The sequence below is a fragment of the Nocardia sp. GP40 genome, from assembly GCF_050434125.1.
Classification (GTDB): Bacteria; Actinomycetota; Actinomycetes; order Mycobacteriales; family Mycobacteriaceae; genus Nocardia; species Nocardia albiluteola.
The window spans coordinates 26,078-38,854 of sequence record NZ_JBNPVW010000015.1; the positions used below are offsets into that span (position 1 = coordinate 26,078).

The window sequence follows — 12,777 nt, forward strand, 5'->3', positions numbered from 1 at the left end:
GCTCTCCGGAATGTCAGGCCTGGCCTCACATTCCGGCGCGGTGCCCGGTCGTAGTGGTAGGGAGAAAGACGAAGGGAGCCGCACGACATGACCACTCGAGACGCCACCGATCCACGCCGCTCCGATCCGGACCTGGACGCGGTCATGAGCGAGCGGCGTCAGCTGATCAACCTCACGTACCGGCTGCTGGGCTCGCTGGACGAGGCGCAGGACGCGGTCCAGGAGACCTATGTCCGCTGGTACGCCCTGACCGCACCGCAGCGGGACGCCATCGAATCCCCGGGCGCCTGGCTCACCACCGTCGCCACCCGCATCTGCCTCAACCTGCTGGGCTCGGCGCGCGCCCGCCGCGAGACCTACGTGGGCGACTGGATCCCCGAGCCACTGCCCGACCCGGCCGAATGGGACCGCGTCCGCCCGGCCGGCGCCGTCGACCCGGCCGAGCGCGTCACCCTCGACGAATCCATCAGCATGGCCTTTCTCGTCGTGCTCGACGCGATGACGCCGGCGGAGCGGGTCGCGTTCGTCCTGCACGACGTTTTCCGCTACCCCTTCGCCGAGGTCGCCGAGATCACCGGCCGCACCCCGGCCGCCTCCCGCCAGCTGGCCTCCTCGGCCCGCCGCCGAGTCCGCGCCGCGCAACCGGCCGCGACCCCGGCGGACCGGCAGACCGAGATCGTCAAGGCCTTCAAGATGGCGTGGCAGGCCCAGGACATCGACGCCATCGTCGGACTGCTCGATCCCGATGCCACGGCGACGGCCGACAGCGGCGGTCGCGTCATCAGCTTCCTGGACCCCATCGAGGGCGGCGAGCGGATCGCGCGCGCCTGGATGGAGCTCGCCGAACGGATACCCAGCGACCTGACCTTCCTGGAACGGACCGTGAACGCCAGGCCCGGGCTGGTCGCGCGACAGGGCGGCGTCACAGTGACCGTCTTCGCCTTCGACATCGCGGGCGATCGGATCCGCCACATCTGGGTGGTACGAAATCCGGACAAGCTCCACCGCTGGACGCAGAGCTGAGCCCGCCTCGCGCACGAGATGCTCTCGGCTCGTTCATCTTCGGGCGATCCGGTCGAGTTCCACCGGAACGATGAGCTCTCCCGATACGGCTAAGTTCTAGATCATGACGCAAACTCCCAGACTTCCCGGACTGACCCTGGCCGATGCCGATCGGCTGGTGGCCTCCGCGCTGCAGGTCGGCGCCGAGCGCGGCTTCCCGCCGCTGGCGGTGGCCGTCCTGGATGTCAGCGGCGAGGTGATCGCCCTGCGGCGGGCCGACGGTGGCATGCCGATGACCAGCCGGATCGCCGTGGCCAAGGCGCGCACCGCATTGCTGACGCTGCGGCCCTCGGGCCAGATCACGCTGCCCGGCCCGATCACCGACAGCATCCAGCACCTCAACGACGGCGACTTCATTCCGTATGCCGGTGGCGTGCTGGTCACCGTCGACGGCGTGATTCTCGGCGCGGCCGGAGCCTCCGGCGCGCACGCGATCGAGGACGAGGAGGCGGTGCAGACCGCGGTGGACCGCTGGCGCGAGGAGCGCTGACGCCCTGCCGCACAGGGCTGACCTGAGATGTCCGCGGCTCCGCGCCCGCCCACCGAGAGCGCGGGTCCGTACCCACATCAGTACCCGTAATGCGTTCTCGCCTAAGCGGATCGACGTCCATGGGCCGGCGGAAGCGCGTGCGGTTGCGGGAGCCGAGCGTCGGGCCGCGCGGGGCGTAGGTGCGGGAAGCGGCGCTGGATACCGGCGAGCAGGCGCAGGATCTCCCGCAGATTCTGTTGCAGGTCGCGAATCTCCTGCTGCAGCCGACACTCTTCGGCCAGCATCGCTTTCATGAAGATCTGCGCCTGAGCCGCCTCCGCGGCGGTGTGTGCGCGGCGCCGCTGCGCTTCGGTCATGCCGTTGTCGGTGAAGCGTTCCATGAGACCAACTCGTTCGTAATCGAGATGTGTGATGTAGCGCCGCCAACAACGCGAACTCTACTGTATCGGTTGCCCTTTCGCGATATTCGCCGCGCGATTGATCGGATGTCCCGGAATGACATCCATCACCGACGGAAATCCATGGTCTTTGCTGTACGAAAATGGTCCCGCTCGAATGCCCGAACGTCGACGATCCGCGTGCGTCGTTCAGGGAAGGTTCACGAATGCACGGCCATTAACCTGGGGTTTACTTACGATTCGATCGAGCCCGGCGTTCAACCGGTTGCCTCGGTAAGGTCGCAGGATGCGGCTCACGGTTCACCGATCCTGGCGCAGGATCGCCTACGCGGTTCTGGCGTTGCCGGTGTCGTTGTGCCCCATCGGGATCCGAGAGCGCGCGGCGCGATGGGCGCGCGAGACGTCGTTCGAATCCCGCACACCGGGACGGGGATACGTTGCCGCGCACACCGTGCTGGGAGCGGCGCTGGGGCTGCTCACCTGCTTCCTGGTCTTTCTCGCGGGCCTGGCCCTCGTGCGCGGTCTGGCGTACCCGCTGGTTGGCGATAATGGACTCGAAAACTCCTGGGGCGGACCGACTCTCATGGGAGCCTGGGCCGTGCACGCCGCGTTCGCGGTGCTGCTTCAGCCGGTGGCTGCGGTGCTGCTCGCGGATGTCGGTGTGCTGCAACTGCGCTTGGCGGATCGGCTGCTCGCCCGCGGCGGGGCATGGTGGCCGGTGCCCGCGGCCGTCGCGCTCGCCGCGGCGGGTGTTGTTCTCTTCGTCGCGTGGTGGCATCAGATCTGAAAGACTGAGGCGCATGTACGACTACGACGTGCTCGTCCTCGGTTCGGGTCCCGGCGGTCAGAAGGCCGCCATCGCCACCGCAAAGCTGGGTAAACGGGCCGCCGTGATCGAGCGGCGGGACATGATCGGCGGGGTGTGCATCAACACCGGCACCATTCCGTCCAAGACCCTGCGCGAGGCGGTGCTCTATCTGACGGGCCTGAGCCAGCGCGAGATGTACGGGCAGAGCTACCGGGTCAAGGAGGACATCACCGTCACCGACCTGCTCTCGCGCGCCCAGCACGTGATCGGCCGCGAGGTCGACGTGATCCGCAACCAGCTCTCCCGCAATCACGTGACGCTGCTGCCGGGCATGGGCTCGTTCCTGGACGAGCACACCGTCGAGGTGATGGACGGCAGCGCCGAGGGCCGGAAAGTGACCGCCGAGAACATCGTGATCGCGACCGGCACGACGCCCGCCCGGCCGAGCACCGTCGATTTCGACGGCAAGACGATCATCGATTCCGACGGCATCCTGCAACTCGAGCGGGTGCCACAGTCGATGATCGTGATCGGCGCGGGCGTCATCGGCATCGAGTACGCCTCCATGTTCGCCGCGCTGGGCACCAAGGTGACGGTGGTGGAGTCGCGGGAGCGGATGCTGGACTTCTGCGATATCGAGGTGGTCGAGGCGCTCAAGTACCACCTGCGCGATCTCGCGGTGACGTTCCGGTTCGGCGAGACGGTCGCCGCGGTGGAGCGGCATCCGCGCGGGGCCATCGCGATCATGGAGAGCGGCAAGAAGATTCCGGCCGAGGTGGTCATGTACTCCGCGGGCCGCCAGGGCATGACCGAGAGCCTGCGACTCGAGAAGGCCGGGCTGAGCGCGGACAAGCGCGGTCGCGTCTCGGTGGACGACCACTTCCGCACCGAGGTCCCGCACATCTACGCGGTGGGCGACGTGATCGGCTTCCCGGCGCTGGCCGCGACCTCGATGGAGCAGGGGCGCCTGGCCGCGCACCACGCGTGCGGCGAACCGATGCACACCCTGTCCGCACTCCAGCCGATCGGGATCTACACCATCCCGGAGATCAGCTTCATCGGCCGCACCGAGGACGAATTGACCGCGGCGCGTAAGCCTTTCGAGGTCGGCGTGTCCCGCTACCGGGAGCTGGCCCGCGGCCAGATCATCGGCGACTCCTACGGCGTACTCAAGCTGCTGGTGTGCCCGGACAGCCGCGAGCTGCTGGGTGTGCACGTATTCGGCACCGGGGCAACCGAATTGGTGCACATCGGACAGGCCGTGATGGGCTGCGGCGGCACGGTGGACTACCTCGTGGACGCGGTCTTCAACTACCCCACCCTCGCGGAGTCGTACAAGGTCGCGGCGTTGGATGCGATGAACAAGATACGCCAGATCGAGCACATGGACTGACCGAGCTGCCGGTGCTCGGCGACCTCGGCCCGCCCTCCCGGACCACGCCCGGAAGTCACTGCGACACCGCAGGGTCAGGGCAGCGCCTGCGGCACCGAGCGCGGGTTGTAGTAACCCTGCAGCCCGCCGGTGACGCCGCCCACCACCGCCCCGAGCAGGGCCCCGGGGATTGCCCCGACGCCGGAACCCAGCGCGGCGCCGAGCACCCCGGACCCGGTGGCGCCCACAATCGCACCGCCGACGATGCCGTTGTGCACCGGATCATGGTCGAGGGCATCGGGATTCGTCGCCACCTCCAACGGAACGCCCTGAGACGAGGACGAGGCGGCGGCGATCCCACTACTCTGCAGCGCGACGGCCAGCGGCACCGCCCCGATCAGCACGGCACGGCCCACACAGCGAACAACACGATGGCTCATGGTGGCACACGATAGCCATGTCCGCCCGTTCCGGCAGCGCGTCCGCCGAGAAAGCACTGCCTAACCCGGTGCTTGCACGATGGTGAGCACCGAGCGCTTACGCAGGCTGAAACCCAGAGTCTCGTACAGGCTTATCGCGTTCGTATTCGACGCGAGCGCATGCAGGAACGGGATCTCGCCGCGGGCGCGGATGCCCGCGCCGACCGCGCGGATCAGGCGGGTCGCGATGCCGCGGCCACGGAATTCCGCGTCGGTGCAGACCGCACTGATCTCGGTCCAGCCGGGCGGATGCATCCGCTCCCCCGCCATCGCCACCAGCCTGCCGTCCACGCGCAGACCGAGATACCTGCCCATCTCGATGGTGCGCGGCGCATAGGGGCCGGGTTCGGTGCGGGCGATCAGCTCGAGAATGTCCGGGACATCCGCCGCGGTGAGCGTGTCGAGACCGGGATCGGAGGCCACGCGCAGCGCGGTGCCGTCCATCTGGACGGAGCCGATTTCGTCGAGCACCGTCCACTCCGGGGGCGGCACATGGCCGCCTCGCAGGCCGGTCGTGCCGCCCGGTCCGAGCACCGTGGCCAGGTCGGCCCAATCCTGGTGATCCAGTTCCGGCGGATGACCCACGAAGCGCGCGACCTGCGGGTCATAGCGGCCGATCCGGCCCACCCAGCTCGCGAACCGGCGGTGCTCGCCCCGCAGCGAGGCTCGTACCGGGTCGTCGAGCGGATGTGACGCGGCGCCGCCCGGTACCGGATCGGCGATCGACGGGGTTCGAGCCGAGGGCTCGGCGGCAACGAACGACTCAGCGGTCAAGGCATACTCCTGGCGCGACAATGTCCGACCACCAGGACGTTAACGAGGAGTCCGGGCATTGGCACCGGTTGCGATCATCGCAATTCGATTGGACGGCAGCCGGATCGATCGCGGCTCGCGACAGCCCGCTGCCGCCCGTCATCACAACATCCCGAGCCACCGTCGGGATCCGGAGTCGCGCTTCGGGACTCAGGACGTTTCGGCGCAATTCTACGTCGGCCCTCGGGCCCGTACCGGCCGATTACCCGTCGGACCGTATCGCCATCTCGGGTGGCAACCGGCGCGGGCCTTGTCCTCGACGAGATCGAGCCCGAATTCCGTTGAGGTAGTGACTGGAGCGCTTGACCAGCGCCCCGGCAACCCCTAGCCTGTGACACGCAGCACACATGTGATCGCTAACATCGCTCTGCCCACCGCCGGGAGGTCCCATGGCCGATGACCACGAAATGCCCGGGGCCGCGGTCGAAATCGTCCTGGATCTCGAGCACGATCGCGGGCCGATCGATCGGCGGCTGTTCGGATCGTTCGTCGAGCACGTGGGCCGGTGCGTCTACACCGGCATCTACGAGCCCGGCCACCCCACCGCGGACCATGAGGGGTTCCGCGGCGACGTGGCCGAGCTGATCGACGAGTTGGGCGTCACCGTAATCCGGTACCCGGGAGGCAATTTCGTTTCCGGATACCGATGGGAGGACGGGATCGGCCCGCGCGATCTGCGGCCCCACCGGCTGGATCCGGCATGGCGCTCGATCGAGACCAATCAGGTCGGCACCGACGAATTCCTGCGCTGGGCCGCGCGCCGGCGCGTGGAGCCGATGCTCGCGGTCAATCTCGGCACCCGCGGCATCCAGGCCGCGGCCGACCTGGTCGAGTATTGCAACGTCGCGGGCGGCACGCAGTGGTCGGATCTGCGGCGCAGCAACGGATCCGCCGATCCCTACGGGGTGAAGCTGTGGTGCCTGGGCAACGAGATGGACGGGCCGTGGCAGATCGGGCACAAGACCGCCGCGGAGTACGGCGCCCTGGCCGCACAGGCCGGACAGGCGATGAAACTCGTCGACCCGGGCATCGAACTCGTCGCCTGCGGCAGCTCGCACCACCGGATGCCCACCTTCGGGTACTGGGAGTCGACCTCGCTCGAAATAGCTTGGGATGTGGTCGATTACGTCTCGATGCACGCCTATTACGAAGAGCTGGACGGCGATCGGCGCAGTTTCCTGGCCTCCGGGTTCGCGATGAGCGAATTCATCGACGACGTCGCGGCCACAATCGACGCCGTGGCCGCCCGCAAACACAGCCGGACCCGGCCCAGGATCTCCTTCGACGAATGGAATGTCTGGTACCAGGCCCGCTTTCCGGGCACCGAGAACCTGGAGATCGATACCAGCGGGCCGCGCATCGAGGACGTCTACGGGACGCTGGACGCGGTGGTCGTCGGCGATCTGCTCATCACCCTGCTCAATCATGCCGATCGAGTCGCCGTCGCCTGTCTGGCGCAACTGGTGAACGTAATCGCGCCGATCATGACCGAGCCGAACGGAAATGCTTGGCGGCAGGCGATTTTCGCCCCGTTCGCCGCCGTCGCGGTGGCCGCGCGCGGCGTGGGCCTGGTCGCCCGCATCCGCACACCCGAGGTCGAGACGAACCAGTACGGCGACGTTCCGGCGGTCGCGGCCGCGGCCACCTATGACGCGCCGGGGCGCACGTTGTCGATATTCGTGACCAATCGGGCCGAGCACCCGGTCGATGCGGTCATCAGCATGCGTGGCGAAATCACTTGGACCACAATCCAATCCACATCGGTGATCATCGCCGATGACAAGGGTCCCCTGGATGCGGCCGCGGCTCGCCATGTGCGCCAACGCCTGCCGGGCACTCGACTGGAGGGATCCACGATCACTCTCACGCTGCCCGCCGAATCATGGTCCGCGGTAGTCGTTTCGGCAGCCTGACACGCAGTTCCCAACGGTGACAGCTCGAGGAGCTCGCCGAACTCTGCCGCGACAGCCCGCGTGCGGACTGGGAAACCCTCTGCTCGGGGCCCATCATCGACTGGATCGAGGGACGACTGCACCGCGGCTGGCTGGCGCAGGCCGGGGAAGACTCACCGTTCCGGGTCCTACCGTGGCCGGAACCCTGGCTCGCACTCCGCTGAGGGCGCTTACGGTCCGACGGTGCAGCCCGACCGCATCTGCGCGATGTACGGCCGCAGGCCCAGCGCCATATCGGTGCAGGCCGTCAGCAGCACATCGCATTCGACGCGGTCCAGGGGATGTTCGGCGACGACGCGGGCGCCGAGGATCGGGACGGGCTCCGGCCGGCCGGTGCGGTCCCACCAAAGATAGGTGTCGCCCATGCTGTCGGCGAGGCGATGCGAGGCCCAGCCCGAGGCCTCGCGAATGAGGTCGATCCGGCCGAATTCCGCCCCCATCCGATCCAGTACGACCAGCCGGAACAGGTCGCGAGTGGCCGCCTCGCCGGGGTCGGGCACGAAGTGGAGCAGGGTGCCGCCGGTGGCCGCGACCGCCGTGGTGGTCTCGCCCCGCACGAGAGTGCCCACGGCGCTGCCATCGCCGCGCCGTAGGGCCAGGGTCGTCTCGTCCGCCGGTTCAGCGAGCAGGACGCCGCCGTCGAGGTAGCCGATCCGGTATCGACTGTTCTTGTGCCCCAGCAGAATCGCCGAACGCGCACCCCGCCCCTCACCGCGGGCGGCCACCGCGAGCGGCTCCCCCGGCCCATCCCGGAACACCATCGTCACTCCACCGGGCGCCTCGCACACCACCCGCCCCTCGAGCATCGTCGAACCATTCCGTCGGGCAGGCATAGCCACGATCGTAGGACTGTGATGCACATCTCACACTGATATCAACTACAGTCCGGCGTTTCTCTTTTACTCAGGCGTCGAGCAGAGCGTTGACCGCGGCGGGGGCCAGGACCTGGTCCAGGATCATGGCCGCACAGGCCGCGACGCCACTGGGGGCATCCGCGGCGCCGGGTTCCACGCGCAGCGAGCGGGTGGCCAGGGCCGAGGAGCGCTGGTAGATCACCTCTCGCATGCCCGCCGCCAGGGGCTCGAAGGCATGGGACAGATCGCCTCGAACAATGATGAGGGCGGGGTTGAGCAGGTTCACCGCACCGGCGACGACCTCGCCGATGCGGCGGCCCGCCTCGCGGATCACCCGGGTCGCCTCGGGCTCCCCGGCGCGCGCCAGGTCGACCAGTTCGGGCAGGCCGGAAATCGATTTCCCCTGCGCGGCAAGCTGTTCCAGCAGCGCCCAACCGCCCGCAACGGTTTCCAGGCAGTGCATGTCCCCGCAGCGGCACGGGCGATCCGGGGCGTCGGCGACCTTGATGTGCCCGATCTCCCCGGCCCCGCCCCACGCGCCGCGCAGCAGCCGCCCGCCCGCGACGATTCCGGCGCCGATCCCCGTGGAAGCCTTGAGCAACAACAGATCCCCAACCTGCGGATGCCGGGCGTGCTCGGCGAGGGCCAGCGCGTTCACGTCGCTGTCGACCCGTACCGGAACGCCGAAACGCTCCGAAAAGTATTCGGCCACGGACACATCCCCGAGTCCGGGCCCCGCGCCCATGCTGTGCCCGGTGGCGACGTCGACGGCACTGGGCACGCAGATACCTATGCCGTGCACGACCCGCCCGGGCGTGCGCCGGACATCCGTCATCGGCCCGTCGTCGCCGTCGCCCCGTGACCCCCCATGACGAACCACCGCGTCGTTCGACGCCCGCACGCCAGATGGGTGCGTCTCGTCCACTTCCCCTGCCAGCAACCGATCCATCTGCTCCGCGGCCTGGATCAGCACCGCCTGCGTCACTCCCCCCGGCGGCACCACAAACTCCGACTCGGCGAGCACCCGGCCAGCGAGGTCGCAGACGGCGACCTGAGCGCGGCTGGCGCCGATCGAGGCGGCGAGCACCACACCGGATTCCGGGTTGAACACCAGGCGGGTCGGCGGGCGGCCGCCGGTGGAACCCCCATCGGCGCGCTCGGCGACCAGGCCCCGGTCGAGCAGCTGCTCGACCCGCAGCGTGACCGCCGTGCGAGACAGGCCGGTCAACCGCCGGATATCCGCGCGGGTGACCACCGCGTGGCCGCGGATCAAACCCAGCACGTCCCCCGCGGACACTCCGGGCGTCGCCATCGGCCGACCGGTCACCGCCGCGCCTCCCTTCGCTCGTCCACGCCGCCTCCTTGTGTCGGCAGGTTACCCGCTGCCAGCGGCCGGCCATGGCCCCACCTCGCCGCGGTTCGAGCATCCGCCCAGATCAGGGCCCATCACCGGCTATTAAGTCTTTCTAAAACCAAAGTTTGCTTGCAAATAATCCTAAGGTCCCCTAGCGTTCTGTGTGTTCGATCACAAGCGAGGAGTCCGCGAGTCCGGGCGCCTCGAATCCACCGCCGGGGAGATGAATTCCGTGGATACGCATCCCGTCGTCACCGCCGTCACCGCACGCATCGCCGAGCGCAGCGCTGACGGTCGCCGCGCCTATCTCGACCGCATCCGGGCCGCGGGTTCGCAGGGCCCCGCCCGAATGTCGCTGGCGTGCAGCAATATCGCGCACGGCTTCGCCGCCTGCAGCCCGGCCGACAAGCTGGCGCTGCGCGGGGAGACGCGGCCCAATATCGCCATCGTCTCCGCCTACAACGACATGCTCTCGGCGCATCAGCCGTACCGGGACTATCCGCGGGTGCTGCGCGACGCCATCTCCGGCGCGCGCGGGGTGGCGCAGTTCGCCGGTGGAGTGCCGGCCATGTGCGACGGCATCACCCAGGGCCGCACGGGCATGGAACTGTCGCTGTTCAGTCGGGATGTGATCGCGATGTCGACCGCGATCGCGCTGTCCCACGACATGTTCGACGGGGCGCTGCTGCTGGGCGTGTGCGACAAGATCGTGCCGGGCCTGGTGATCGGGGCGCTGTCGTTCGGGCATCTGCCGGTGCTGCTGGTGCCCGCCGGGCCGATGCCCTCGGGCCTGCCCAACAAGGACAAGAGCCGGGTGCGCCAACTTCATGCCGAGGGCAAGGCGACGCGCGCCGAACTGCTCGCGGCCGAGTCCGCGAGTTATCACGGCCCGGGCACCTGCACCTTCTATGGCACCGCGAACTCCAATCAGCTGCTGATGGAGGTGATGGGCCTGCACCTGCCCGGCGCCAGCTTCGTCGCGCCGAACACCCCGCTGCGCGAGGCGCTGACCGCGGCCGCGGGGCGCCGCATCGTCGAGCTGACCTCGCTGCGCGGCGGCGCGGCCCCGATCGGAGAGGTGATCGACGAGCACGCCATCGTCAACGGCGTCGTCGCGCTGCTGGCCACCGGCGGCTCCACCAACCACACGATGCACCTGGTGGCGATGGCAGCCGCGGCCGGAATCGACCTGCGCTGGGACGATTTCGCCGAACTGTCGGCGGTCGTGCCCACCCTGACCAAGATCTATCCCAACGGCGCCGCGGACATCAACGCGTTCCAGACCGCCGGGGGAATGCCCCTGCTGATCGGCGAGCTGCTCTCGGCCGGGCTGCTCCACGACGATGTCACCACCGTCGCGGGCCACGGCCTCAGCGTGCACTACCGCTCGGCCCCCGCGCTCGAGGCCGACGGCGAAATCGCCTGGGGTAAGGGTCCATCCGACAGCGGCGACAAGACGGTGCTGCGCTCGGCGGCCGACCCGTTCGCCCCCGACGGCGGCCTGCGCATGCTCGACGGCGCCCTCGGCCGCGCGGTGATCAAGGTGTCCGCGGTGGCGCCGGAACATCGGGTGGTCCGGGCCCCCGCACGGGTTTTCGACGATCAGGAGGGCTTTCTGACCGCGTTTCGGGACGGCGAGCTGGACCGAGACACGGTGGCGGTGGTGCGGTTCCAGGGACCGCGGGCCAACGGAATGCCCGAACTGCACAAACTGACCCCAGCATTGGGAGTGCTGCAGGATCGGGGCCATGCGGTCGCCCTCGTCACCGACGGCCGCATGTCCGGCGCATCGGGCAAGGTGCCCACCGCCATCCATCTCACCCCCGAGGCCGCCGCCGGCGGCCCGATCGCGCGGATCCAGGACGGCGATCTCATCGAATTGGACGCCGAGACAGGGGAATTGGATATCCTTGTCGCCCCAGAGGAGTTCGCCGCCCGTATACCCGCAACATGCGATACGGCGGCCAGCGGCACCGGCCGGGAGCTGTTCGCGGCCTTGCGCGGATCTGTCGGCCCGGCCGATCGGGGCGCAACCGTCTTCGGCGCGGCCTGATGGGACTACCGTACCCACCGCTCGGGGCCAGAAAACTCCGGCCGCAGACATGCCGATGCGGCGGCCGATTCCCGGCAATGAGCCCGCACAGGAACACCCCGACAACCGAAACGAATCACCGATGACCACGTCTATGCCCACCGCCGACGCACCTTGGCTCGTAGCCGATATCGGCGGTACACATGCCAGGTTCGGCCTGATATCACAGCTCGGTGCCGAACCCACCGACGTGCGGATCCTGCGCTGTGCCGACTACCCGGATCTGGTTGGGGCCGTGGAGGATTACCTCGGGCGGATTCCGGCGACCGTGCGGCCGGTGGCGGCGTGTGTGGCCGTGGCCGGGCCGGTGCGCGGGGATCGGTTCCGGCTCACCAACGCGCATTGGGACTTCTCGATCTCCGAGAGCCGGATGCGGCTGGGGCTGGGGCATCTGGAGCTGATCAACGATTTCACCGCGCTGGCGCTGGCCGTGCCGGAGCTGCCGAGCTCGGCGTTCGTGCGGATCGGCCCGGGCGTGCGGTGGGCGGCGGAGCCGATGGCGGTGATCGGGCCGGGCACGGGCCTGGGCGTGGGTGGGCTGATGCGGGTACAGCAGCGGTGGGTGCCGATTCCGGGCGAGGGCGGCCACGCGGGACTGCCGGTGGAGAACGAGGCCGAGGCGCAGGTGGCCCGGGTGCTGCGCGAACAGCATGCGGTCGTGGATGCCGAAACGGCGCTGTCCGGCCCCGGCCTGGCGCGGCTGTATCGGGCACTGTGCGTGGTGCACGACGTCACGCCGGAGGCGGCGCGCCCCGAGCAGGTGTGCGCGGCCGGACGGCGGGGCGTGGATCCCGTTGCCCGCGAGGCGCTGTCGATGTTCTGCGGCATGCTGGGCGCGTTCGCCGGAAACGTTGCGCTCACCCTCGGGGCCCGGGGCGGGGTTCTGCTGGGCGGGGGGATCCTGCCCGGCATCGTGGACTTCCTCGCGGACAGTGATTTCCGCGACCGCTTCATCGGAAACCGGGCCGTGCACGGCTATCTCGACCAGGTAGCCACCGAGCTCATCGTTGCCGCGACCCCGGCCCTGCGCGGCGCGGCCGCTGTGCTGGAACAGCGGGTCCCGGTCCCCGAACCGGTATGACCGCCCCATCACCAATCTCGTT

12 protein-coding genes are annotated in these 12,777 nt (G+C 69.1%); 7 read left to right on the forward strand and 5 right to left on the reverse strand.

All coding sequences use genetic code 11. The annotated features are described in order from the left end of the window. Positions 1 to 87: 87 nt before the first annotated feature. Together sigJ and ABH933_RS35300 are read left to right on the forward strand one after the other, a co-directional pair. The gene (sigJ, locus tag ABH933_RS35295; RefSeq protein WP_429424391.1) at positions 88 to 1,023 is read left to right on the forward strand and encodes an RNA polymerase sigma factor SigJ; all 936 of its coding nucleotides are present in this window, start codon (positions 88 to 90) and stop codon (positions 1,021 to 1,023) included. 103 nt (positions 1,024 to 1,126) lie between these two features. Continuing rightward, positions 1,127 to 1,552 (forward strand): GlcG/HbpS family heme-binding protein, encoded by a 426-nt coding sequence (locus ABH933_RS35300; protein ID WP_429424389.1) that lies wholly within the window; start codon positions 1,127 to 1,129, stop codon positions 1,550 to 1,552. 101 nt (positions 1,553 to 1,653) lie between these two features. Here the strand turns inward: ABH933_RS35300 and ABH933_RS35305 are convergent, their stop codons facing one another. Further along, the gene (locus tag ABH933_RS35305; protein WP_429424387.1) at positions 1,654 to 1,932 is read right to left on the reverse strand and encodes a hypothetical protein; all 279 of its coding nucleotides are present in this window, start codon (positions 1,930 to 1,932) and stop codon (positions 1,654 to 1,656) included. Between the two features lie 304 nt (positions 1,933 to 2,236). Here ABH933_RS35305 and ABH933_RS35310 point away from each other — a divergent pair, with 304 nt between their 5' ends. Then, positions 2,237 to 2,737, forward strand: a complete 501-nt coding sequence (locus ABH933_RS35310; RefSeq protein WP_429424385.1) for a hypothetical protein — start codon at positions 2,237 to 2,239, stop codon at positions 2,735 to 2,737. A 13-nt stretch (positions 2,738 to 2,750) separates the two neighbouring features. After that, positions 2,751 to 4,151, forward strand: a complete 1,401-nt coding sequence (gene sthA, locus ABH933_RS35315) for a Si-specific NAD(P)(+) transhydrogenase (protein WP_429424383.1) — start codon at positions 2,751 to 2,753, stop codon at positions 4,149 to 4,151. A gap of 74 nt (positions 4,152 to 4,225) precedes the next feature. On the opposite strand, the gene ABH933_RS35320 is transcribed toward sthA, so the two are convergent. Then, on the reverse strand, positions 4,226 to 4,570 hold the full coding sequence (locus ABH933_RS35320) for a hypothetical protein (protein ID WP_215921692.1): 345 nt from the start codon (positions 4,568 to 4,570) through the stop codon (positions 4,226 to 4,228). A gap of 60 nt (positions 4,571 to 4,630) precedes the next feature. Continuing rightward, positions 4,631 to 5,332: a GNAT family N-acetyltransferase gene (locus tag ABH933_RS35325; RefSeq protein WP_429424443.1), complete on the reverse strand. Its 702-nt coding sequence runs from the start codon at positions 5,330 to 5,332 to the stop codon at positions 4,631 to 4,633. Between the two features lie 479 nt (positions 5,333 to 5,811). Here ABH933_RS35325 and ABH933_RS35330 point away from each other — a divergent pair, with 479 nt between their 5' ends. Beyond that, on the forward strand, positions 5,812 to 7,335 hold the full coding sequence (locus ABH933_RS35330; RefSeq protein WP_429424381.1) for an alpha-N-arabinofuranosidase: 1,524 nt from the start codon (positions 5,812 to 5,814) through the stop codon (positions 7,333 to 7,335). Positions 7,336 to 7,544: 209 nt separating this feature from the next. Here the strand turns inward: ABH933_RS35330 and ABH933_RS35335 are convergent, their stop codons facing one another. Both ABH933_RS35335 and ABH933_RS35340 read right to left on the reverse strand, forming a co-directional pair. Then, positions 7,545 to 8,207 (reverse strand): hypothetical protein, encoded by a 663-nt coding sequence (locus ABH933_RS35335; RefSeq protein WP_429424379.1) that lies wholly within the window; start codon positions 8,205 to 8,207, stop codon positions 7,545 to 7,547. A gap of 70 nt (positions 8,208 to 8,277) precedes the next feature. Next, complete coding sequence (locus ABH933_RS35340; protein ID WP_429424377.1) at positions 8,278 to 9,555, reverse strand: ROK family transcriptional regulator; 1,278 nt, start codon at positions 9,553 to 9,555, stop codon at positions 8,278 to 8,280. A gap of 250 nt (positions 9,556 to 9,805) precedes the next feature. Here ABH933_RS35340 and edd point away from each other — a divergent pair, with 250 nt between their 5' ends. Beyond that, the gene (edd, locus tag ABH933_RS35345; protein WP_429424375.1) at positions 9,806 to 11,635 is read left to right on the forward strand and encodes a phosphogluconate dehydratase; all 1,830 of its coding nucleotides are present in this window, start codon (positions 9,806 to 9,808) and stop codon (positions 11,633 to 11,635) included. Between the two features lie 121 nt (positions 11,636 to 11,756). Beyond that, positions 11,757 to 12,755, forward strand: a complete 999-nt coding sequence (glk, locus tag ABH933_RS35350; RefSeq protein WP_429424374.1) for a glucokinase — start codon at positions 11,757 to 11,759, stop codon at positions 12,753 to 12,755. Positions 12,756 to 12,777 lie beyond the last annotated feature (22 nt).